Below are 24,255 nucleotides of genomic sequence, written 5' to 3' on the forward strand. Positions count from 1 at the left end.
ATGTTCCAGTATCATTGTTTAAATCCCATTGCAAATGTGGGCCTGGACCTGTTCGGCCAGGAATATAAAAAGACAGACGACATCAACGAGGCACAGGCAGTTCTGGTGAGAAGTGCAGCCATGCATGACATGGAACTGCCGGAAAACCTCTGCGCGGTTGCCAGAGCCGGAGCCGGAGTGAATAACATTCCCCTGGAAAAATGCGCAGAGCAGGGAATTGTGGTATTTAATACGCCGGGAGCCAATGCCAACGGTGTGAAAGAACTGGTATTTGCAGGAATGCTGCTGGCTTCCCGCGACATTACCGGAGGAATCGGCTGGGTATTGGAAAATCAGGACAGCGAGACCATCAGCAAAGATGTGGAAAAGGCTAAAAAAGCATTTGCAGGCTGTGAAATTGCCGGTAAAAAATTAGGCGTTATCGGCCTTGGAGCCATCGGTGTGAAAGTGGCAAATGCAGCCACCCATATGGGTATGGAAGTGTATGGATACGATCCTTTTATTTCGGTCAATGCCGCATGGAATCTGTCACGAAACGTAAAACATATCAATAACGTGGAAGACATTTATCAGGAATGCGATTATATTACCATCCATGTGCCCCTTCTGGATGACACCAGAAAAATGCTGAATAAAGAAGCATTTGCAAAGATGAAAGAGGGCGTGGTAATTCTGAATTTTGCACGGGATCTTCTGGTGGATGAGGAAGATATCCTGGAAGCCATCAAAGAGGGAAAAGTGAAAAAATACGTGTCTGATTTCCCAAACAGCACCACTGCAGGAAAAGAAGGCTGTATTGTGATTCCGCATCTGGGCGCTTCCACAGAAGAGTCGGAAGACAACTGTGCAGTGATGGCGGTAGAAGAAGTTATGGATTATCTGGAAAATGGAAATATTCGTAATTCCGTGAATTTTCCCAGATGTGACATGGGTGTCTGTGCCGGAGCCGGACGTGTGGCCATTCTTCACAGAAATCAAAAGGGAATCATCGGAAAATACACCGCTGTAATGGGAGACAATAACATCAATATTTCCGATATGACCAACAAGAGCCGGGGAAATTTTGCTTATTCTCTTCTGGATATTGATTCACCTGTTACAGAAGCGGCCATTGAGCAGCTGAAGAAGATTGAAAGTGTTCTGAGAGTAAGAGTAATTAAATAAAAAAGAATGCGCATAGCGCATTCTCCGCGCGCGAGCGGATTGCGCAGCAATAAACATCAACCCCGCGAGCTGCGCATCATTGTTTTGTTCTTCTATAGGAAATCCAGCGGAATTTCCTATAGAAGAAAATAAAGGCTGTTACATCAGTGGTTGAAAAACCACAGGTGTAACAGCTTTTCATTCTACAGGAAACACCCTGTCACACTGATGTGTGAGAGTATTTCCTGTAAATTAAAATAATTATCGCACTGCAGGGAAAAAGGAATAATTGTTAAGGCAGTCCGCTGCAGGCGGAGAATTACTGATATTTTGAATTATAATGAAGCAGAATATTATTCAGAAAATGCTTCTCATCCATCATATGGTGGTAGCTGCGGTATACGGAAGAACAGGAAGAAAAGGTTTTTTCCATAATCTGCTGGAAATATTTTTCCAGCGCCAGCAGAATGGCATCGTCCATATGACAACTCTGGTATTTTTTCTTCAAAAATACAAATAATTTTGCATGATAGGTAAAATCTGCACTGTGTGTCAGAATATTACTGATGAGATAGGAGAGGGCCACAATCTCAGCAGCAGGAGCAGGTGTAAAAGTTACAGTTCTGTCTTCCGACCAGTATTCCAGAAGCAGAAAAGATTCATCAATAATCTTTATAATCTGAGGGTCCACTGCATCTTTCAGAATTTTTCTGGTCACATCTAATGTGGAATTTTGGTACAGTTCTTTCAGATAACGGTCATAGTCATTTACATTTGTAACGTGAGCAGACAGAGAAATTTTGCCGATATTGTGGAGTATGGCCGCCAGCTGAACAGTCCTGCCGGAAATAGATGACAGGTGCAGCGTATCGGCAAACTGTTCACTCAGATGTACTGCATAGCTGGTATGAAGCGCAGTATACTCATTCCGAAAATCCACAGAGAAAATAAACATCATAAGGTAATCATGAACCTGTGGCTCAGACAGCGTAATCTGGCTTCTGATATATTCCGTAAGCTCTTCCCGATATTCTCCGGTACGGATATGTTCCAGAATATGGTATTTTTCATCTGCATTTCGAAACCAGCGGATATTGGAATCAGAAAATACAGCGTAGTTGTCTGTGTCCAGAAAAGAATTCAGTTCCTGGGCGTCATTTAAGACACAGAAAATATCAATGCGGTCTGCCAGATAAATCAGCCTTGCAATATCCCTGTGGTAATTGCTGACAGGAACCGGGTAATACTGGGCATTACAATGATGATGATATAAAATAACATCGGCATATTCCGGAAGGGGCGAAAAATTCTGAAACAGCAGATAACCGAAAACAGAATGGGCCATGGGGTCGTCCATGTCAAAGCTGAGCATGGAGTCAATCTCATCCTCTCTGTACGCACCAATATCATGGAGCAGGCCAAGCATGAAAATGTCCTGTTTCTCCTGTTTCGTATAATAGCTGGTATCTGTCAGCATTTTCATAAGAATATATGAAACCCGTTCTCCGTGATTGATCAGCCGCGGGTCCAGATGGCAGAAGGAATGACGTATCACATCCACAATGTTAATGAGTTGGGAACTGTTCATATATACACCTCCATTTCCGGTAAATAAACGGTTCAGATTTTCATGCCCGGAAAAGAGCAGCCGGACTGAAAGTTTTGAATTAATTGTACAATTTTGAAAAATTGTTTGCCTTTCTATTGTAAATATTATACTATAATTATAGTGAATTTAAAGCCGGGTGTCAATCAAAATCCCACTGCGGATGACTGGTTTGCCATATGCGGGAACAAAACAATGAGAGGGAAAACAGCTTTATGAATGTGGAAAGAAATCTGATATGTGGAAACGTTCTGGCAGAAAACAGGACAGATAATCTGGCAGAACTGCAGGAACTGCAGAAAGTTGCAAAACCGGGGGTACTGAAAAGCTACCTGGAAGACATGGTTCCTTATCTGGTAAGTTTTGCAGTGCGGGTATTGATTGCTCTGGTTATTTATTTTATTGGAAAAAGGATGATAAAATGGCTGCGAAAGGTACTGGGCCGGGCGCTGGAGCGTTCCGGTGTGGATGAGGGAGTGAAGCAGTTTCTGGATTCCTTTTTCAAAATTATCCTGTATTTTATCCTGGCTATAGCAGTGGTCAACCAGCTTGGCGTGGAAACCACTTCTGTGATGGCAGTCCTTGGTTCAGCCGGACTTACACTGGGACTTGCATTACAGGGAAGCCTTTCTAACTTCGCAGGAGGCGTATTGATTTTATTGTTTAAACCTTTTAAAGTTGGAGACTATATAATGGAAGATACACATCAGAATGAAGGAACTGTGTCTGAAATTATGATTTTTTATACAAGACTGGTTACCACGGATAACCGGACAGTGGTGATTCCCAACGGAATGCTGGCCAACTCCAGTCTGACAAATGTAACCTGGCAGGATAAACGACGGGTGGATGTATTTGTGGGAATTTCCTATGAGGCAGATATCAGAAAAGCGAAGGAACTTCTTATGGAGCTGCTTCTTTCTGAAAAAGCCAGGCTGGAGGACGAGGAACTGTCTGTTTTTGTGGATGCCCTGGAGGACAGCAGTGTAAAACTGGGCTGTCGTATCTGGGTGGCGGCAGAAGACTACTGGAAAGTGAAATGGCGTCTGAATGAACAGATTAAGGAAATCTTTGATGAACATCAGATCGAAATTCCTTATAATCAGCTGACGGTATCCCTCAGGCCGTAACCAGGACATGTTGACAATTATGGAAAATTATGATACTCCTGTATGGGAAAACTGTAAGACAGAAAGGGAAGGAAATGGTAAATTATGAATCTGGAAAACTGTAAAGCATATGAATTACTGGAAGAAAAGAAACTGGAAGACATTAAATCTACGGGCTATCTGCTGAAACACAGAAAAAGCGGCGCAAGAATCAGCCTCATATCCAATGAAGATGAAAACAAGGTATTTTATATCGGATTTCGGACACCGTCTCTGGACAGTACAGGAGCCGCCCATATCCTGGAGCATTCCGTACTCTGCGGTTCCGAGAAATTTCCGGTAAAAGACCCTTTTATAGAACTGGAAAAAAGTTCTCTGAATACATTTTTAAATGCCATGACCTATCCGGACAAAACCATTTATCCGGTGGCAAGCTGCAATGACAGAGATTTTCAGAATCTGATGGAAGTATATATGGATGCTGTATTCCATCCGGATATTTATAAACATAAGGAAATTTTCTGCCAGGAAGGCTGGCATTATGAAATGGAAGATATGGACAGCCCTCTTACAATTAATGGAGTGGTCTATAATGAGATGAAAGGAGCTTTTTCCTCCCCGGACGGGGTTCTGGAGCGGGAAATCTTAAACAGCCTCTATCCGGACACTTCCTATGCGTTCGAGTCCGGCGGAAATCCTGAAAATATTCCGGAACTGACCTGTGAACGGTTTCTGGAATTTCATCAGAAATACTATCATCCCTGTAATTCCTATATCTATCTCTATGGAAATATGGATATGGAAGAAAAGCTGGAGTGGATGGACCGGGAATATCTCAGCGCTTACGGGAAAATTTCTGTGGATTCCGAAGTCAGACAACAGGAGCCATTTGCAGCCTGCAGAGAAAAAACGATTTTCTACAATATAGCAGGAGGCGAAAGTACCAGGGACAACACATATCTGACTTATAATGTAAGTATCGGAACCATACTGGATAAAACTTTGTATGTGGCTTTTGATATACTGGATTATGCCCTGCTCAGCGCACCGGGAGCACCGTTAAAACAGGCTCTGCTGGATGGGGGAATCGGAAAGGATATTCTGGCTTCCTTTGACTGCAACAGCCTGCAGCCTTTCTTTACCATTATGGCAAAAAACAGCAATCCGGAGAAAAAAGAAGAATTTCTGCATATTATCCGAACGGTATTGAAAGAGCAGGCAGACAGGGGAATTAACCAAAAATCCCTGCGTGCAGGCATCAACAGTTATGAATTCCGGTACCGGGAGGCAGATTACGGCCAGTTTCCCAAAGGACTGCTATTGGGCATCAAATGTCTGGACAGCTGGCTTTATGATGACAGCCAGCCATTCCTGCACCTGGAGGAACTGGAAGTTATTGAGTATTTAAAGAGTCAGGTAGAAACGGGATATTTTGAGGAACTGATTCGGAAATATCTGTTGGATAATCCTCACAGTACCCTGGTAATTGCAGAGCCAAAATACGGACTGAATGGAGAAAAAGAAGAAGCGTTAAAGGAACAGCTTGCGAAATACAGAGAATCGCTGAGTACCACGGAACGACAGGAAATTGTGGATTTTACCCATCATCTGAAAAAATATCAGGAGGAGCCTTCTGCGCCGGAGGATCTGGCCAAAATCCCCATGCTTTCCAGAGAAGATATCAAAAAGACGGGAGAAAAACTGTATATCCGTCCGGAACAGGTGGACGGCACCCTGATGCTCTGCCATGATATTGATACCAACGGAATTGCATATTTCAGCCTGATGTTTGATACAGGGGATTTGCCGGCGGAAGATTTTCCTTTTCTTGGAATTCTGAAGTCCGTGCTGGGCTATGTGGATACAGAACATTACAGTTTTCAGGAGCTTGCCAATGAAATCAACCTGCATACGGGAGGGATTTTCAGTAATTTCGGCATTTATCCCCATGCAGAGCAGGACAGCATTCTTCTGAAATATGAGATAAAAGTCAAAACATTGTACCATGAGATTCCAAAAACCATGGAGCTTGTACGGGAAATCCTTTCCGGCAGCAACTTCCGGAAACAGGAGCGGCTTTATGAAATTCTGGCTCAGTTAAAATCAAGGCTTCAGATGACTTTAAACAGCGCCGGCCATTCCACCTCCGCCATGCGGGCCATGTCCTATTTTTCAGAGAGCGCCAGGTATACGGATATGACTCAGGGCATTGAGTTCTATCAGGTGGTAAAAGATCTGGAAGAGCATTTTGAGGAAAAGAAGGATGAGCTGAGCAGAAGGCTGGAAGAACTGACAGACAGGATTTTCCGCGTTGATAATCTGATGTTCAGCGTGGGGGCAGAGCCGGAAGGCATGAAGCTGGTGGAACGGAAAATTCCGTCCATAAAAGAAATCCTTTCCTCCGAAATTCCGGAAAAGAAGAATGCGGACATTTCTCTGGAAAAGAAAAACGAGGGATTTCTGGATGCTTCTCAGGTTCAGTATGTGGCCCGGGCCGGAAATTATAAGGGAGCAGGCTACCGGTATACAGGAGCTCTGCGGATTCTGAAGGTCCTGCTGGGTTATGATTATCTCTGGATAAATGTGCGGGTAAAAGGCGGCGCCTATGGCTGCATGAGTGGATTTACCCGAAGCGGCGACGGTTATTTTGCTTCTTACCGGGATCCGAATCTGGGAAAAACCAATGAGATTTATGAGAAAATCCCGGAATACCTGGAGCATTTTCAGGCAGATGAACAGGAAATGACCAGATATATTATCGGAACATTCAGCAGCGTGGATGCACCTCTGACTCCGGCCGGGAAAACCGGGCGCAGCGCCACTGCATATCTTACTGGCGTTACAGAAGAAATGCTGCAGAAAGAGCGGGAAGAAATCCTGAATGCAGGACAGGAAGATATCCGAAATCTTTCCGGTCTGGTAAAAGCAGTGCTGGAGGAACATGCTTTCTGTGTCATTGGCAATGAGGAAAAGCTGAAAGAGGAAAAGGAACTGTTCATGGAACTGAAAAATCTGTATTAGAGATGAAATGTTCCCTGGAAAAGAAATCTATATTAAATCACAGAAGAATCAGCAGCAAGGAGAGGATATGAATTCAAAAATTAAATCAGGATTTGTTACTTTAATCGGCAGGCCGAATGTAGGGAAATCCACATTGATGAACCATCTCATCGGACAGAAAATCGCCATTACGTCCAAAAAGCCCCAGACTACCAGAAACCGGATTCAGACTGTGTACACAGATGAGGAGAAAGGGCAGATTGTATTTGTGGATACCCCTGGAATCCACAAGGCCAAAAACAGGCTGGGAGAATATATGGTAAATGTGGCGGAACAGACACTCCATGATGTGGATGTAATTCTGTGGCTGGTGGAGCCGACCACGTTTATCGGAGCTGGAGAGCGTCATATTCTGGAGAAGCTGAAAAAGGTAAATACGCCGGTGATACTCATTATCAATAAAACGGATACGGTGAAAAGAGAAGACGTCTTTTTGTATATTGATACTTACCGGAAAGAATACGATTTTGCGGAAATTGTGCCCCTTTCTGCCCTGCGGGGAGAAAATACGGAGATTCTGCCGGATCTGATTTTCAAATATCTCCCGTATGGGCCCATGTTTTATGACGAGGATACGGTGACAGACCAGCCGGAACGTCAGATTGTGGCAGAAATTGTCCGGGAGAAGTCCCTGCATGCCCTGGACGAGGAAATTCCTCATGGAATCGCTGTGACCATTGAACAGATGAAGGAGCGGAAAAAAGGCGGAATCATTGATATTGAAGCAACCATTATCTGCGAGCGTGATTCTCACAAAGGAATTATCATTGGAAAAAGAGGCGCCATGCTGAAGAAAATAGGCAGCAACGCCCGGTTTGAGATTGAGAAAATGCTGGAACATCAGGTGAACTTAAAGCTCTGGGTGAAAGTAAAGAAAGACTGGAGAGACAGTGAATTTCTGATTAAGAATTTCGGGTACCGGAAGGATGAGGAAAGCTGATTTTCTGCCAGAATTTATATAGTATATCTGTGCTGCTGACAGGATACCCTAATGAATGAAAGATGGCCGAAAGGCCCGATGGAATCCGCACAGGATGACTGACTGCTGCGGAAAGGAACAGAAGAACAAAGGGGGAATCCGGATGGTGGAACAGGAATGGATGAAATTTGCAAGTACAGGAAGTATTCAGGATTACTTAAACTACAAAGGCTGCTGGAATCCGGCGGGCGTCTCAGGGGATGCAACGGGTTTTATGGCGGCAGACAGGGAACATATTAGCGGGAGCGTGAAAGAATATGGGGCAAACCATAGTGCTGACGGGCATGGTGTTATCAGCAGTCCCGGTGGGAGAATATGATAAGCGTATAACCCTTCTGACAAAGGAGAGAGGAAAGATATCAGCCTTTGTCAGAAGGGCAAGACGGCCAGGCAGCCAGATGATGGCGGCCTGCAGCCCCTTTTCTTTTGGTCAGTTTGAGGTGTATGAGGGCCGAAGCTCCTATACGGTGATAAAAGGGGAAATATCCAACTATTTCCGGGAGCTGGCCAGGAATCTTGACAACGCCTGTTATGGTTTTTATTTTCTGGAACTGGCAGATTACTATGCCAGAGAAAATACCGATGAAATACATATGTTAAAACTTTTGTACCAGTCCCTGAGGGCTCTGGAAAAAGAGAGTCTGGAGAATCGGCTGGTACGTCGGATTTTTGAACTGAAAACTCTGGTGATAAACGGGGAATATCCCAATGTGTTTTCCTGCCTGAACTGCGGCAGGGAAGAAGAACTGCACTGGTTTTCCACCAGGCGGGGAGGCACCCTCTGCGGCCGCTGCGGACAGCAGGGAGCGGCGGTGCCTCTGAATGCTTCCACTCTTTATGCCATGCAGTATATCATTACCTCTGACATTGAAAAACTCTATACTTTTATCCTTTCTCCGGAGATTCTTGAAAATCTTGAAAAAATCATGGATGAATATCTTGCAGTATATGTGGAGCGGAACTTTCATGCCCTTCAGATTCTGGAGGAAAATGACAGCCTGATGGCTTCTGTCCCTGTTTCCCGAAAGACCGGTGAACACCCGGATGAAAATCAACAGTTGCAATAACCGCCGGAAAAGAGTATAATATGTGGGATTCACGTATAAGACTTTGAGGAGGTTGAGCATGAAAAAAATATTTTCCATCGGTCTGGTATGTTTGGCACTGGCCGGGCTGTTGACAGGATGTGGAAAATCTTTGGAGGCGGATCGTGATACCGTATACGTACAGAAAAAAGGCACAGTAGTCAGTGCGGCTATCGCAGATTTTGACAAAGATTATTATGATGAGGAAGAACTGAAGAAGTATATTGATGAGCGTGTGGAGGATTATCAGGGAGAACATGGAAAAAAGAGCGTCAGCGTGGAAGAATTTTCTGTGGAGGAAGGCGTTGCAAAACTGCTGATTAAATATGCAGGATGTGAGGATTATGAGGATTTTAACGGTGTGACTTTATTTTCCGGTACCATTCCCCAGGCACTGGCGGAAGGTTATGGATTTGACGGAGAATTTACAGAGATTGAAGACGGAAAAGCAGCCGGAACAGCTGACAGCAAAACGGTAACGGATCTGGACGCGAAGGTCATTATTTTAAGCGAGAAGGTGGACGTGAAGGTGGACGGAACCATTCAGTATGTTTCTTCTGAATATACCACCATGAAAGAAAAGGATACCGTGTCCGTACAGCTTCCGGAGGAAGTGGAGGACGGAGAGGAATCGTCTCTTGTGTATGTGATTTATCAGTAAAAGAAATAGAAAAGAAAGAGGTAACAGTATGGAAAAAACCATGGAAAAAATCGTGGCGCTGGCCAAGGCAAGAGGCTTTGTTTATCCCGGTTCTGAGATTTACGGAGGCCTTGCAAATACCTGGGATTACGGTAATCTGGGTGTGGAACTGAAAAATAACGTGAAGCAGGCATGGTGGAAGAAATTCGTGATGGAAAATCCCTATAATGTAGGTGTGGACTGTGCCATTCTGATGAACCCCCAGACCTGGGTGGCTTCCGGACATCTGGGCGGATTTTCCGATCCTCTGATGGACTGCCGGGAATGTCATGAGCGTTTCCGGGCAGATAAACTGATTGAAGATTTTGCGGAAGAAAAGGGAATTGAACTGGAAGGTACCGTAGACGGGTGGAGTCAGGAGCAGATGATGAGTTTTATCGAAGAGCATCAGATTCCATGTCCCACCTGCGGAAAGCATAACTTTACTGATATCCGTCAGTTTAACCTGATGTTTAAGACTTTCCAGGGGGTTACGGAAGATGCGAAAAATACCGTTTATTTAAGGCCGGAGACTGCCCAGGGTATTTTTGTAAACTTTAAAAACGTACAGCGGACTTCCCGGAAAAAAGTTCCTTTTGGAATCTGCCAGATAGGAAAATCTTTCCGGAATGAGATTACACCTGGAAACTTTACGTTCCGTACCAGAGAATTTGAGCAGATGGAGCTGGAATTTTTCTGTGAACCAGGTACGGATCTGGAATGGTTCCAGTACTGGAGAGGCTTCTGTCGTGACTGGCTGCTGAGCCTTGGCATGAAAGAAGAGGAACTTCGTCTCAGAGATCACGACCCGGAGGAATTGTCCTTCTACAGCAAAGCCACCACAGACTTTGAATTCCTGTTTCCCTTTGGATGGGGAGAACTCTGGGGGATTGCAGATCGTACCGATTACGACCTGACCCGCCATCAGGAAACTTCCGGTCAGGATATGAGCTATTTTGATGATGAGAAAAAAGAAAAATACATTCCTTATGTCATTGAGCCTTCTCTGGGTGCAGACCGGGTGGTACTTGCATTCCTCTGCGCCGCTTACGATGAGGAAAACCTGGGTACAGAAGAAAAACCGGATATGCGGACCGTGCTTCATTTCCATCCGGCTCTGGCGCCTGTAAAAATCGGTGTGCTTCCCCTCTCCAAAAAGTTAAATGAGGGAGCGGAGAAGATTTTCACACAGTTGTCCGGAAAATATAACTGTGAATTTGATGACAGAGGAAATATCGGAAAGCGATACAGAAGACAGGATGAAATCGGAACACCTTTCTGCATTACATACGATTTTGAATCGGAAAATGACAATGCAGTGACCGTAAGGTTCCGCGACAGTATGGAACAGGAGCGGGTGAAGATTGAAGAACTGGATGCATATTTTGCTGACAAATTTGATTTTTAATACTCAAAAGATGGAGGAGCGGGCAGGTCATCAGCCTTTGGCCGGAGACAGATCCTGCGCGGTTTCTTAACATAAAAACGGGAAACAGAGAATGACTGCGGATTCTCTGCTTCCCGTTTCTGTACGTCAGTACAGAATTCCCGGCCCGGCTTTTGCAGAAATCAGGCGGCGTGAAATTCGTGAAAAAACAAAAAAACAGACTTGCTATTATTCCAAAATATGTTAGAATATATATGTGCGCTTTGTGAAGTGTACAGTCGTATTTGTGTAATGGCAGAATATGGTGGGAGATGGGACAGGTTCCGGTCTGCAATCCATGTTCGCATAACAATAAACCAAAGTAAATATTAGGAGGAATTCAAATGGCAAACAAATGGGTTTATCTCTTCAAAGAGGGAAATGCAGGTATGCGTGAACTTCTTGGAGGAAAAGGCGCGAACCTTGCTGAAATGACCAGCTTAGGTCTTCCGGTACCACAGGGTTTTACAATCACAACAGAAGCATGTACTCAGTATTATGAAGACGGACGTCAGATTAATGATGAGATCCAGGCACAGATTAACGAGTACATTGGCAAAATGGAAGAGATTACAGGAAAGAAATTCGGCGATAAAGAGAACCCCCTTCTGGTATCCGTACGTTCCGGTGCAAGAGCTTCCATGCCTGGTATGATGGACACCATCCTGAATCTGGGTCTGAATGAGACTGTTGTAAATGTAATTGCTGAGAAATCAGGAAATGCCCGTTGGGCATGGGACTGCTACAGAAGATTTATCCAGATGTATTCTGACGTGGTTATGGAAGTCGGCAAGAAATATTTTGAAGAGCTGATTGATAAAATGAAAGCTGACAAGGGCGTAACACAGGACGTTGACCTGACAGCAGAAGACCTGAAAGAACTTGCATCTCAGTTTAAGGCTGAATATAAAGAGAAAATCGGTGAAGATTTCCCGGATGATCCGAAGGAACAGTTAATGGGAGCAGTAAAAGCTGTATTCCGTTCCTGGGACAACCCGCGTGCAAATGTATACCGTCGTGACAACGATATTCCATATTCCTGGGGTACTGCTGTAAACGTACAGAGTATGGCATTTGGTAACATGGGTGACGACTGCGGTACCGGTGTTGCATTTACCCGTGACCCGGCAACTGGTGAGAAGAAACTGATGGGCGAATTCCTGACCAATGCTCAGGGTGAAGACGTGGTTGCAGGAGTTCGTACTCCAATGCCGATTGCTCAGATGGAAGAAAAATTCCCGGCAGCATACAAACAGTTTACAGAAGTTTGTGATAAACTGGAAAATCATTACAGAGATATGCAGGATATGGAGTTTACTGTTGAAAATGAAAAACTCTATATGCTTCAGACACGTAATGGTAAGAGAACTGCTCAGGCGGCTCTGAAGATTGCCTGTGATCTGGTAGATGAAGGCATGAGAACAGAAGAAGAAGCAGTTGCCATGATTGATCCCCGTAACCTGGATACATTACTGCATCCTCAGTTCGACGCTGCTGCACTGAAAGCTGCAACACCGGCCGGCAAGGGTCTTGGCGCTTCTCCGGGAGCTGCATGCGGTAAAATCGTATTCTCTGCTGACGATGCTGTAGCATGGGCAGATAAGGGTGAGAAAGTGGTATTGGTACGTCTTGAGACCTCTCCGGAAGATATCACAGGTATGAAAGCCGCTCAGGGTATCCTGACTGTCCGCGGCGGTATGACCAGCCATGCAGCTGTTGTTGCACGTGGTATGGGAACCTGCTGTGTATCCGGATGCGGTGACATTGCCATGGATGAGGAAAATAAGAAATTTACTCTGGCAGGCAAAGAATACCATGAAGGAGATCCTATCTCCATCGACGGTACCACAGGTAATATTTATGATGGTCTGATCCCTACCGTTGACGCAACCATCGCAGGCGAATTCGGAAGAATTATGGCATGGGCAGACAAATACAGAACTTTAAAAGTTCGTACCAACGCAGATACACCTGCTGACGCTAAGAAAGCCCGTGAACTGGGTGCAGAAGGTATCGGTCTCTGTCGTACCGAGCATATGTTCTTTGAAGAAGACAGAATTGCTGCATTCCGTGAAATGATCTGTGCAGATACTGTAGAAGAGAGAGAAGCTGCTCTGGCTAAAATCCTTCCGTATCAGCAGGGAGACTTTGAAAAATTATACGAAGCTCTGGAAGGCAACCCGGTTACCATCCGTTTCCTGGATCCGCCATTGCATGAGTTTGTTCCCACAGAGGAAGAAGACATTAAGAAACTTGCAGATGCTCAGGGTAAATCTGTAGAAGATATCAAAGCATTGATTGATTCTCTCCATGAGTTCAACCCGATGATGGGACACCGCGGATGCCGTCTTGCAGTTACCTATCCGGAAATTGCAAAAATGCAGACAAGCGCTGTTATCCGTGCGGCAATCAATGTAAAGAAAGCACATGCTGACTGGGCGCTGAAACCGGAAATCATGATTCCGTTAATCGGCGATATCAAAGAGTTAAAATATGTGAAGAAAGTAGTAGTGGAAACTGCTGATGCAGAAATCGCTGCTGCAGGTGTTGAATTAGAGTATGAAGTTGGTACCATGATTGAGATTCCGAGAGCTGCACTTACTGCAGACGAGATTGCAAAAGAAGCTGATTTCTTCTGCTTCGGTACCAATGACCTGACACAGATGACTTTCGGATTCTCCCGTGATGATTCCGGTAAATTCCTGGAAGCATACTATGACGCTAAGATTTTTGAGAACGACCCATTTGCAAAACTTGACCAGACTGGTGTTGGTAAGTTAATGGAAACAGCTATCAAACTGGGCAAGCCGGTTAATCCGAAACTCCATATCGGTATCTGCGGCGAGCATGGCGGAGATCCTTCTTCCGTAGAATTCTGCCATAAGATTGGTCTGGATTACGTTTCCTGTTCACCGTTCCGTGTGCCGATTGCAAGACTGGCAGCAGCACAGGCGGCTATTAACAGCAAGTAATACACTGGAAGCTGATGAGTTTGCAAAATAATTTTTTCTTCATCGCAAAATTTATTTTTTGCTGAGACGGAACCCAGAGCTCAATAGAAATGAATCAAAACGAGGACCTTGACAGACTGTACTTTCAAGGTCCTCTTCTTTTCTTTTTTGGAGGAGAGAAAGGTTTTTCTTTTTTGATGGTGGTGGAGTGAGGCAAAACTGGCGACCTTTTGCTGTGGTCAGAGAAGTTTCCAGACGAATGCAGGCAAATATGCCATTGAAAGATGGCGTGGTTTTAACCCTTAGTGTTTGACGAGAATAAGATATGTAGCAACTCCAGCAGCAAAAGCATGGTTGGAAACGGGGAGCGATTTAGATTTTATCAGGATTCTTCATGCAAATATGCAGTTTGTTGGAGAGATGATGAAAGCCAATGAATGTGATATTGTTCGTAATATTTTTGTTATTAAGAAGTTCAAATGAGTCCCAATCCTTAGATGAGTTAATCAATGTATTTGAAACCCTTGCCGGAGAGGAAATTGGTATTTTGCAAAAGGCTGATGGAAAAGAATCTCCTGAAAATATGAGATACATGTTAAGAGGCGTAGAAAAGACAATTAATTGGTTAAGAGCATTGGCAGCAGCTATTGAAAGAGGAATCCAGGAATAGGAGAAATGGTCTTTGCAGTTTAAGGGAACTAAACTTAAGCAGTCAAATAATGTTTCTGGCGGGGAGGATTTATTTAAGTGGATTAAAAAACTTGCAGTATTGAAAGAAAGCAGCATTATCATGGAGGAATATTTAACCAGAAGAAGGTTGTTCTTCTGGAAGGATATGATATCTGATGTTATGATTAGCATAAGAAAGCTGAAGGTAATATGTCTGTGATGGAATAAAAGCAGTATATGTATTTGTAATGATAAATACTAAAATCATTTGGAGGATATCGTTTGTTAAGTGAATTAGAGAAAAATAGCTTATCTGTTCAAATTCTTCGAGAATTGTCTTACAAAAGCAAAATGGAAAGAAGTCTTGTCAATAGCCTGCGGAAATTCGATAAAGAAACCTTATTTCAGGAGGTTTCTGAAATGATAAGATTTTATCAGGAAGCAGATATTTTGGATATAGTGGATTTGGATTACCGGATAAAAAGTGTGGATTCCTGTATACGCAAGTACAATAAATTCTATCCTGATATGCGATTGGAAAAAGTTTTTAATGATATTTTAGGGTTTCGTATGCTGACAGACAGTTATGCAAGTTTGTTAGAGGGGGAAATGCCGGAAGAAGTACGGATTGTCGATATAAGTCATGGAAAAGCGAAAGATGACGGCTATCGAGGAGTGCATATTTATTTTCAGCCTATCACTTCCATTATCCGATAGAAATTCAAGCAAATACTTACTATGACAGACAGTTGAATAATTGGCTGCATAAATATCTGTATAAAAGGGAATATCCTGATTCTGCAGGCAGGATATTGCGGGGTGAGTATGAAATTGGTAAAATTTTAAGCGAGCAGCAGTTTGAGGAGGTGCTAAGTTATGTGTTATCTCATTGCGAAAGAATTTAATAAAAAGGGCTGCATTGCAGTAAAAACCAGGCATGGTAAAGCATTGGCGGATTTTACTGAAAAGTTACAAAAACAGATAGGAGAGAACGGTGTACAGCTGGTGACGATCAGCCGCCCCAGTGCCTATGGAGAATATGAACCTTATGAAATTATCGAAAGTAAGGAAAAGTTTCAGGAACGTGTTCTGAGCCTGTAGAAAAGGATAATGATGGAAAAACCTGTTTTGAGTCCAAATTTTACGATAGATGATATTCATACATTCAGGGAATATGATTATGAAATAACAAAGCATATGGCAGACGAGGAAAGAATGGATTGCTATAATAAGGCGGGAAGAGCATTTCAGCGTGAAATAGAAGAGGCAAGTTCAGGAAGCTCTCTGATTGAAGTAAAATAGCGTGGGAATGATTTTTGTGTTACAGAATAAATTACCAGAATACGGTATCTTACTGACCGCGATATACCGCACAGGCGGCTATCGCCCGGAAGTAATACAATGGAAGCTGCGTAAACAGGATATTGGTTATTCCCGCGAGCATGAGGAAAATAGCCGTGTTTACATGGATATTTGACGAACGCCGCGAGGGTCAACAACTGCTGTTTGTTGCAGGTTGTTGACTATTTCACAGGAATTGTAAATAGAAATCTCCTGTTACTTTATAAAAAAGTAGCAGGGGATTTTTTTATGTTGTAATGCAGCAGAAAGAAATTCCTGTTTGCCACTGGATGGAGAAGGCACGGAGCAGATGGTAAGGATAGAAATGCTGACAGGGTTCAATATTTATAAGCAGGCTGAAAAATGCCATGAACTGATAGATTTATTAAGGGAGAAAAAGATACTGAATAAATTCCGTGGATAGGAAAAGAAAGGCATAAAGCATTCGTATGATGATGTCTTTGCACAGATTGAAAAACTGGCGTCCCTGAAAGAGAAAGGACTCATAAGCGAGGAAGAATTTAACCAGAAAATTTTATTGCGGGAAAAAATATCTAATGTTATGATTAAGATGAGTAAGACAAATGGAATTATGTTCGTAGGCGAATGTTTTGTTAGATATAGAAGTTTGTAAGAATCGTTTTTCAGAGAATGAAACAGATAGCAGGGAATCAGTAACAGGAAGATTTCCTGAATACGCATATCCGGATTTGAATAAGCAGGAAAAGGACGCATGGAGAAAAGCGGCAATAAAAAAGAGTATAGAAAATAATTTGCAGATTGAGTGAAAATATATAAAAGGGAGGTTTCCATATGTTAATGGTAGATGAAAGGGTTTACACTTGGCAGGAGCTTGTGGAACAATTTCCAGATAAATGGATTGTTGTTGAAAATCCAGAATTAACAGATGCCGGATTTATTAAGTCAGGCAAGTTGATTGGTGTGTGTAATGATACAGAGATTGATGAATATGTAATTTCCTGTTATAGAGATAACAAAAATATCAGTTATGAAAGAACTACAGAAGAAAGCGGGGTTGGAATTGTAAATGTCGAAAATTTTATGTATGCAGTTAAGCAATAAAAGTGCAAAACCTGTTTTTACAACGATAACGCCAGCGAATAAGCAGATTAAATGTATGCTTGATACAGGTGCGGATATGCCTGTATGGTGTGGAAGCGAAGGGCTGTTAAAAATAGTATTTCCTGAAACAGAAAAAGCAGACAAAAAATTTCTGTTAAGCGGTTTTGGAAGGAAACCGGAAGTTGTTGATATTTATAAAATTCCTGAATTTTTTATTAAGGATGAAAAGGGGATTCTGACATTTCAAAATTTGTATATAGCTTCTTCTTTTGGCAGGAATTTTGGATGTGACCTGATTTTAAGCGCGACAATGTTTAAACATATGGACTACTCAATTTTAAATAGAAAAAGAAATACATCTGTTTTGGAAATAAAGTATGACAGGGATCTATACTACACCCAGTTAATACTAAATCAGAAGAATTCAGAATTTACAGAGAAGATTTTTAGTTTTTCATCTGTAGAAAGTTATGAATCACAGACAGAGTCGGGAAATATAGAAATAGTCAGAGATTTTTAGTCTGTTTTTGATAAAAAGTAAGGGATGATTATGGAAAAACCCGTTTTAAGCCCTGATTTTACAATCGAAGATATTCATACCTTATTGAACATTAGCAGTTCAATAAGTGTGAATTGCGGGAATACAATTATGAAATAACAAAGCATATGTCAGATAAGGAAAGAATGGATTACTATAATAGAAGAGGGCGGGAAGTTCAGAAGAAACTGGAAAAAATGAAAGACTTATAATCATTTCAGCATGGCAAAATAAATTACCAGTATATGGTATACCATTGACCGATAAACACTGCGCAGGCGGCTATCTGTTGCAGGTTATTGACTATTTCACAGGATTTGTAAATAGAAATCTCCTGTTACTTTATAAAAAAGTAGCAGGGGATTTTTTTATTCTACAGGAAAGACCTTGTCACACTAAAGCGCGAAAGTGTCTTCCTATAAAAGAAAAAATAATATGCGTATGCTCTGACGCACCGCAAATGGCGCACAAATCGTCCAGGCCCCTCATGAGGAGGGATTCAGGGAGCTGAAGCGGACCTGCTCGCGGGGGTGATGTTTATTGCTGCGCAATTCGCTCGAACGCGGAGAATGCGCATAGCGCATTCTTTTTTAACCAATTTTAACAAATAGCTGACAGAAGGCAGACAGAGAAAGATTCATATTGCGGAATAGGTTTTCTGATGTTATGATAAACACAGAAAAGACAGGTGAAGATATCTTGATGTTCAGACATGATAAGGAGAATGGATATTCAGATGGATGAGCCATTGCAGGCAGAACGAACAATTTTTGTTATACCTTTCCTTTTCATGAGCTTCAACGGTACCATACAGATGATGTGGTATAAAAAAGTTGACACCCCATTCTCCGGGATTGGGTATATAATCAGGGGAATTAGGCCCCATGGCAAACCCACGAATAAATAAATTGTGAACAAAATCCTTTTTTCTGGCAGGAGAAAAGAAAAGGGGATTTTTCCATGAATGAAATGACTGGCGCTGCGTCTGCTGAAAGGAAATGGCCATGTATAAGATTGGAATTTGTGATGACGATAAGATTTTATGCTCTGTTTTGGAAGAACAGATCTGCGAACTTTCAAAAGAAACAGGGATAAAAGCTGAGGTTGAGGTATGGTATTCCGGGGAAAGCATACAAAATGATTTGAAAAAGGGAACAGAATTAGACCTGCTTTTCCTTGACATAGAATTAGTCCGGAAGAATGGCATTGCAGTAGGAAATTTTATTCGCGGCGAAATGGAGAATATGCAGACGCATATCGTATATATTTCTTCAAAGGAAAGTTATGCCATGCAGCTGTTTAAAGTTCAGCCATTAGATTTTCTGATTAAACCCATTTCTGCCGAAAATATAAGAGAAGTGCTAATAAGGAGCGTAAAGCAAAAAAGCAGTGCGGATGCCTGTTTTGAATACCGGAAAGGAAAATCTGTTTTCAGAGTTCCGGTAAGGGACATTGCTTATTTTATGAGCATGGATAAGAAAATAATAATTGTAAAAAAAGATGGAAAGGAAGAATTTTATGGAAAGTTGAAAGACATAGCAAAGACTCTTCCTGCTGATTTTTTGATGATTCATCAGTCATATATTATTAATCAGGCATATGTAAGGGAATATTCCTATGAAATGGTAAAAATGACAGATGGAGAAAATTTAAATATCAGTAAGCCATATAGAAAAGAAACCAGAAGTAAAATAATACAGCATCAGAAAGCGAATATGAGTGATGGTACCGTATAGCCCTGTCATTGTGTTAATTGTAAATGTTCTCAGAGTTTTGCTGTTAAAGAAAGCCATGGATGTATTTTTTTCAGCAGATGAGATAGAGGAAAAATCATTAAAAGCTGGTTTGGGGATATATTGCCTGCTGACTACAACAGTGTATAGCATATTTGGGGTATCTGCCCCGTATGAGATTTGTAATTGTTTAGGGGTCATAGGGCTTACCTGTTTTTATCAGGAACTGTGGAAAAAAAGATTATGGGTATCACTGGTATTATTTAGTTTGGATATGGCAAATTCCCTGATCGTCCTTTTTGTTTTTGGGGACGCTGCAAAATTTCAGCAGCCAGCAATTCAGGCCCTGCTGATGCTGATTTGTACAACGGTTATCAGCCATATTTCTTATCCACCCGAAGCAAAAGAGGCAGCTTTTGACAGAAAGCAGACATTATTGCTGCTGGTGATCCCTGCAATGAGTGTGATTGTCCTGAGCGTGCTCATGCTAGAAGACCTCCCGAAAATGTTTGCGATCCTGATTAGCGGCTGTATGTTAATTATCAATATCAGTGTATTTTATCTATATAATATCATGATAGAAAATTATATAAATTTAAGGGAAAATGACATCTATAAACAACAAACATATGCATATCAAAACCAGTTAGAAGTCATTATGGAATCCGGGAATCGAGTTCGTGCTTTAAGACATGATATGCAAAACCACATGTTAGCGTTGCAGGCCTTAATACAAAGGAAAGAGACAGAGGAAACGAAGCAATATTTAGATTCTATGAAGAATTTTATGACCAATCCGGAGGAATATGTGAAGACAGGAAATGATATGGTCGACAGTTTGCTGAACTATAAGATACAAAAGGCGAATGAGGTTTTAAACGTGGTAGAAACAAAAATCAGCATACCAGAACAGCTGCACCTGCGTTCCTTTGACTTGAACGTACTTTTGGGAAACCTGCTGGATAATGCAACAGATGCTGCTTTGCAGACAGAAGATAAGAAACTGAAAATAACATTAAAACTGGATAAGGGAATTTTATTTTTAAATATTTGCAATAGCTGCCAGAGGATTGCAGACGGAAGAAAGGGTTTTTTGGAAACCACAAAAGAAGATAAAGTAAATCATGGGACAGGGCTTAAAAACGTCCGTCGTATTGTGAAAAAGTATCATGGAGATATGGTGTTTTTATATGAAAATGATTCTATGGAAACAGATGTTATGATGTATATAAAAGAAATGTAGAAGAGGGCTGTTGCGAATTCATGCTGAAAGATGCGATATGATTTTGCAACAGTTCTTTTAGGTTAATTTCGGCAATTATGTAGTCGGATTTCGCAAAACAGAAGAAAATGAAAAAAATTGTATTTATAATATGGCTTATAAGAAATTCACCTGCCTGCAAAGATGGATTTCATAAGCGAACGAACAGCTATGCTGTGAGTAATAAATCGTACAGGAGGCAATTATGAGAAATAAAATTTTCAGACTGGCAGTGATAACAATGTTGATGGCGGCTGACATTTGCGGCTGCCAGGAAGCTCCGGAAAGTTCAATCCATGGGGATATTCTTCATGCAAAAGATTCCGCAGAAGATGAAGTGGCCGCAATCGTGGATGGGCCTGGGAGTGAAACGGAACATGGTATGCAGGAAATTAACAGTGTTATTGGTACAAAAGATCATGCCATCAGAATTCAGGCACAGATGCCGGACGTTCCACAAAATGTTAAAACCATAGTGCTTGGTGAAAATGAGGCGCTTACAAAAGACGTTTTGACAGAATTTTTGGGAAGCGAAACAGGGAATATTAAGGATTTATCAGAGGAAGCACAAAAGGAAACAGAACAGTCTGAGGCAGAAAACCAACAGGGAGAAGAACGGGCAGTATTTTCGATCTTTGGCAATGCTCCTGTTTATAAGATGTCGGATGGACAAAAGACAGCAGGTTTTTCATATGGGACAGGTGCATATTATCAGGATGAACTCTTATATGAAAAGTGTGCGTCTGTTTATAAAACTGCAGATGAAACTGTGTTAGAAGAAGCAGACAGTGAAACTATTTATATGGAAGCAGAAAAAATACTGTTAGCAAAGATTTCCGTAATTGGTATGACAGAAATTGATATTTATAAAATTACGCAGTATCAACACGAAAGCGTTACATTTTATGAAATTGAGTTTACCCCGTCTTATGGGGGGATGGGGGTTGTCCATGAATTTGGCTCTGTAGCGTCAGGAGAAATTTTCCCGTTAGGAACAGCATGGATATGTGAAGAAAGTATTGCGTCCTTAAGTCTGGACGCCTGCCTGGGAAAAGCGGAGACACAGGAAAAATGCGGGACAGTGTTGTCATGGGGGCAGATTGAAAAGATTTTGGAAACGTATCTGAACAGTGGAAAAATTAATGGAAGCAATCAGACGGTTCTGACGGAAGCCGCGTTTTTATATTATCCGGTTTTTAAAGAAGATGAAAATAAATTAGAACTGGTTCCTGTATGGCATATTTATACGCCAATGTCTGCATGGATGGAGAAGAAGGAATTCGCAGAAGCAGTTGCGGAAAATAACGCCACATGGAGTATTTGCATAAATGCAGTATCGGGAGAAATCGTAAGGAGTGAGTAATATGCAAGGGTTCTTTTTACATGATTTGAAAAGAAGTTTCTTAAACAGAGGTTTCTTTGCAGGCCTTATAATAGTCACATGGATTTTAGTGTCGGCAGCATTCCATGCGCCGCTTAACAGGAGCAGAAGCAGTTATTTTATTCTAACGGAAGTATTTGCAGCGTCAGGATTTGGACCGTTTGCGGCGATATTTCCGAGCCTTGCTTATGCCTCCGTCTTTTGTGAAGAGTATAACAGTGGGTACTTAAACATGATTTATTCCAGAATGTTACCGGGAAAATTTGCTCTTACCCGTATTGTTACAGTCGCGCTTTCCGGCGGAACGATGCTGGCGGTTCCATTTATCATTGTTTTAAGTATGGCATATTGCTTCGGGATTCCTGGTATACCAGCGGGAAGTGACGAGGGGCTTCTAAAAGGTGCAGTATTGCTTTTTTATATAGAAAACTATGGAGAGTGGTATGTTTTTCTATGGAAAGTAATATTAGGTTTTCTGTTTGGATGTCTATGGGCGCTGGCAGGCCTTGCATTTGCAGTATGGATTTCCAATAAATATGTGGCGTTGATTGCGCCGTTTGTACTGTATGAGGCTATGTGGCTGGCATTAGGGGAAACTTCGGCGCTGAATCCGATTTATCTTATGCGCGGGGATGATTTGGGCAGTTATCCATTGTCTGGGTTTATCGAAGGTATGTATATTTTGCTGGTATCATTTGTGGTCGTGTGGGGATTGAAAAGGAGGTGCCAAAATGGGTAGGTTAAAACAAATCTTTTACATGACGAAAACTACTTTTCTGGAAGAATGGCACAATAAGCGGGTAATCATGGGCTTCCTGCTGGGAATGGCATTGTTTGGATACTGGCTGAATTTATTTTTACGGTATGCATCAGATATGGGGGAACCCGTTAATATCCTGGAAGCCTTCATTGTAGTGGAGCATCATCACAAAAGTATTTTGTTCCTTGTCGTTGGCTGGTTATTGATTATATCAGATGCTCCTTTTATAAAAAGAAACACATATCTGTCATTATACAGGAGCAGCCGGAAAAAATGGGAATCAGCTATGCTGCAATATATTATGGCCCAGGCGTTTCTATATGTTGCCAGCATAGCTGTTGTATCGGTAGCTGCCAGTTTGTTGTATGGTTTTTTTGGAAATATGTGGAGCAGCCCGGTTTATGATCTGGCAATGGATACAGGGAATGATCTGGGAGTGAAATATAATATTTCATTTCCATGGGCGAATGTTATGCAGGCAATGACAGTGCCGCAGGCATTTATGGTTACTTTCGCCTTTCTGTTCCTGTATTTGGTATTGGTTGGGTTTTTGCTTTATGTGTGCAATCTTTTGTTAAAAGAAATTTATGGAATATTGATTGTATTTAGTATACAGATTTCAGGATATCTATTACAACAGGAGGGGTTTACACATTTATCTTTTATGGCAAAAGCAATTCCCGGATATGCCATAGATGGAAATGGCGGACAATGGAAAGCCCTGGTTTTGTTTTGTGCAATTATATTGATTTTGGCATTGATTTCTTTCTGGCTGATTGGCTGGGTAGATTTTAAGGATGAGGTGGAGGGATAAATGGGAATGACTTTGTTTTTTCGGTTATTTGCAGGCGTGCCTGTGGATGAAATGGATACGTTTCCGTTAGTTCCTCTGGGATGCTGGCTATTTCCGATGGGGATTTATTTATTGGCAATTGGTTACAGGCTTGGCATGGATAAGCAAAATAGACGTTTTGTTATTGTCCGGTGTGGGTGGATACAGAAATGGTGGAAGCATTATTTCCTGAGGGCCTTGTGGAATGGGGCGTTTGCAGCGGTTAGTTTATTGGCGTTATTTCAGATGGTTGATTTGTTTGCATTCCAGGCGTTTACGGGAAACCTGAAAGAAATATCAGTGATTTTTGTTTTATGGACCGTTCATGCCATGGCTTTGTCATCATTATTTCTTTTTTTGGAAACTTTAAGGATAAAAAAAATGATACCGGCAGCGTTGTTGTTATTAGAAGGCTTCACATTTCTGAGCGGTTTCCATTTTAGAAAGAGCGCAAGGTTTATGTTTGGCTCATGGGGGATGTATGTGCAAAGTAATTTATATGAAGATATGTATGGCTTCTCTGTGATAAGCGTAATTATTGTGCAAGCCATAATCATGATTGTTTGTTACCGGCTGGGCGGCTATTTGCTGAAAGGCAAAGAAATGGAAGGAGTTTAAG

Annotated in this window: 26 protein-coding genes; 25 read left to right on the top strand and 1 reads right to left on the bottom strand. The window is 41.9% G+C overall.

The annotated features are described in order from the left end of the window. A complete protein-coding gene (locus tag C805_RS14815) occupies window positions 1–1,164 on the top strand; it encodes a phosphoglycerate dehydrogenase (RefSeq protein ID WP_016214689.1) in 1,164 nt (387 codons plus the stop codon). A 298-nt stretch (window positions 1,165–1,462) separates the two neighbouring features. Here the strand turns inward: C805_RS14815 and C805_RS14820 are convergent, their stop codons facing one another. Then, the gene (locus C805_RS14820; protein WP_016214690.1) at window positions 1,463–2,731 is read right to left on the bottom strand and encodes an HD domain-containing protein; all 1,269 of its coding nucleotides are present in this window, start codon (window positions 2,729–2,731) and stop codon (window positions 1,463–1,465) included. A gap of 233 nt (window positions 2,732–2,964) precedes the next feature. Between C805_RS14820 and C805_RS14825 the strand changes: the two genes are divergently transcribed. From C805_RS14825 to C805_RS14920, 24 genes are all read left to right on the top strand, one after another. Further along, window positions 2,965–3,879 (top strand): mechanosensitive ion channel family protein, encoded by a 915-nt coding sequence (locus C805_RS14825; protein WP_016214691.1) that lies wholly within the window; start codon window positions 2,965–2,967, stop codon window positions 3,877–3,879. A gap of 84 nt (window positions 3,880–3,963) precedes the next feature. Then, complete coding sequence (locus C805_RS14830) at window positions 3,964–6,879, top strand: insulinase family protein (protein WP_016214692.1); 2,916 nt, start codon at window positions 3,964–3,966, stop codon at window positions 6,877–6,879. 7 nt (window positions 6,880–6,886) lie between these two features. After that, window positions 6,887–7,858 carry a GTPase Era gene (gene era / locus C805_RS14835; protein ID WP_022751129.1) on the top strand — a complete coding sequence of 324 codons (972 nt, stop codon included), beginning with the start codon at window positions 6,887–6,889 and terminating at the stop codon, window positions 7,856–7,858. A 55-nt stretch (window positions 7,859–7,913) separates the two neighbouring features. Next, complete coding sequence (locus C805_RS0105365; protein ID WP_022751130.1) at window positions 7,914–8,216, top strand: hypothetical protein; 303 nt, start codon at window positions 7,914–7,916, stop codon at window positions 8,214–8,216. After that, window positions 8,155–8,964 carry a DNA repair protein RecO gene (gene recO / locus C805_RS14840; protein ID WP_016214695.1) on the top strand — a complete coding sequence of 270 codons (810 nt, stop codon included), beginning with the start codon at window positions 8,155–8,157 and terminating at the stop codon, window positions 8,962–8,964. The genes C805_RS0105365 and recO overlap by 62 nt, the downstream gene beginning before the upstream one ends. A 58-nt stretch (window positions 8,965–9,022) precedes the next feature. Next, a complete protein-coding gene (locus tag C805_RS14845) occupies window positions 9,023–9,643 on the top strand; it encodes a hypothetical protein (RefSeq protein WP_016214696.1) in 621 nt (206 codons plus the stop codon). Window positions 9,644–9,671: 28 nt separating this feature from the next. After that, window positions 9,672–11,069 (top strand): glycine--tRNA ligase, encoded by a 1,398-nt coding sequence (locus tag C805_RS14850; protein WP_016214697.1) that lies wholly within the window; start codon window positions 9,672–9,674, stop codon window positions 11,067–11,069. A 362-nt stretch (window positions 11,070–11,431) separates the two neighbouring features. After that, window positions 11,432–14,059: a pyruvate, phosphate dikinase gene (ppdK, locus tag C805_RS14855; protein ID WP_016214698.1), complete on the top strand. Its 2,628-nt coding sequence runs from the start codon at window positions 11,432–11,434 to the stop codon at window positions 14,057–14,059. Window positions 14,060–14,471: 412 nt separating this feature from the next. Then, entirely contained in the window at window positions 14,472–14,708 is a 237-nt protein-coding gene (locus tag C805_RS14860) for a hypothetical protein (protein WP_016214699.1), read from the top strand. 12 nt (window positions 14,709–14,720) lie between these two features. Beyond that, window positions 14,721–14,927 (top strand): hypothetical protein, encoded by a 207-nt coding sequence (locus C805_RS14865; RefSeq protein ID WP_016214700.1) that lies wholly within the window; start codon window positions 14,721–14,723, stop codon window positions 14,925–14,927. A gap of 62 nt (window positions 14,928–14,989) precedes the next feature. After that, window positions 14,990–15,424, top strand: coding sequence for a nucleotidyltransferase family protein (locus C805_RS25250; protein ID WP_016214701.1), 435 nt, complete (start codon window positions 14,990–14,992; stop codon window positions 15,422–15,424). Window positions 15,425–15,583: 159 nt separating this feature from the next. Beyond that, window positions 15,584–15,808 carry a DUF6718 family protein gene (locus C805_RS14875; protein ID WP_016214702.1) on the top strand — a complete coding sequence of 75 codons (225 nt, stop codon included), beginning with the start codon at window positions 15,584–15,586 and terminating at the stop codon, window positions 15,806–15,808. 27 nt (window positions 15,809–15,835) lie between these two features. Beyond that, window positions 15,836–16,009 (top strand): hypothetical protein, encoded by a 174-nt coding sequence (locus tag C805_RS14880; RefSeq protein WP_242832669.1) that lies wholly within the window; start codon window positions 15,836–15,838, stop codon window positions 16,007–16,009. Between the two features lie 319 nt (window positions 16,010–16,328). After that, window positions 16,329–16,472, top strand: coding sequence for a hypothetical protein (locus C805_RS26385; protein WP_022751135.1), 144 nt, complete (start codon window positions 16,329–16,331; stop codon window positions 16,470–16,472). 45 nt (window positions 16,473–16,517) lie between these two features. Continuing rightward, complete coding sequence (locus C805_RS27535; RefSeq protein WP_371197646.1) at window positions 16,518–16,682, top strand: SHOCT domain-containing protein; 165 nt, start codon at window positions 16,518–16,520, stop codon at window positions 16,680–16,682. 179 nt (window positions 16,683–16,861) lie between these two features. Beyond that, window positions 16,862–17,131 (top strand): hypothetical protein, encoded by a 270-nt coding sequence (locus tag C805_RS14885; protein WP_016214705.1) that lies wholly within the window; start codon window positions 16,862–16,864, stop codon window positions 17,129–17,131. Between the two features lie 55 nt (window positions 17,132–17,186). Beyond that, window positions 17,187–17,651, top strand: a complete 465-nt coding sequence (locus tag C805_RS14890) for a hypothetical protein (protein ID WP_022751137.1) — start codon at window positions 17,187–17,189, stop codon at window positions 17,649–17,651. A 742-nt stretch (window positions 17,652–18,393) separates the two neighbouring features. Next, complete coding sequence (locus C805_RS26870) at window positions 18,394–18,576, top strand: hypothetical protein (protein ID WP_155957621.1); 183 nt, start codon at window positions 18,394–18,396, stop codon at window positions 18,574–18,576. A 97-nt stretch (window positions 18,577–18,673) separates the two neighbouring features. After that, a complete protein-coding gene (locus C805_RS14895; RefSeq protein ID WP_016214707.1) occupies window positions 18,674–19,405 on the top strand; it encodes a LytR/AlgR family response regulator transcription factor in 732 nt (243 codons plus the stop codon). A 442-nt stretch (window positions 19,406–19,847) separates the two neighbouring features. Next, complete coding sequence (locus C805_RS26710) at window positions 19,848–20,645, top strand: sensor histidine kinase (RefSeq protein WP_242832691.1); 798 nt, start codon at window positions 19,848–19,850, stop codon at window positions 20,643–20,645. A 223-nt stretch (window positions 20,646–20,868) separates the two neighbouring features. After that, window positions 20,869–22,026 (top strand): hypothetical protein, encoded by a 1,158-nt coding sequence (locus C805_RS14905; RefSeq protein ID WP_016214709.1) that lies wholly within the window; start codon window positions 20,869–20,871, stop codon window positions 22,024–22,026. Window position 22,027: 1 nt separating this feature from the next. Beyond that, window positions 22,028–22,783 carry a hypothetical protein gene (locus tag C805_RS14910; RefSeq protein ID WP_016214710.1) on the top strand — a complete coding sequence of 252 codons (756 nt, stop codon included), beginning with the start codon at window positions 22,028–22,030 and terminating at the stop codon, window positions 22,781–22,783. After that, window positions 22,776–23,618: a hypothetical protein gene (locus C805_RS14915; protein WP_016214711.1), complete on the top strand. Its 843-nt coding sequence runs from the start codon at window positions 22,776–22,778 to the stop codon at window positions 23,616–23,618. Before C805_RS14910 ends, C805_RS14915 begins: the two co-directional genes overlap by 8 nt. Next, window positions 23,619–24,254 (top strand): hypothetical protein, encoded by a 636-nt coding sequence (locus C805_RS14920; protein WP_016214712.1) that lies wholly within the window; start codon window positions 23,619–23,621, stop codon window positions 24,252–24,254. Window position 24,255: the final 1 nt, after the last annotated feature.

Origin of the sequence: Eubacterium sp. 14-2 (assembly GCF_000403845.2) — a bacterium.
Classification (GTDB): domain Bacteria; phylum Bacillota; class Clostridia; order Lachnospirales; family Lachnospiraceae; genus Petralouisia.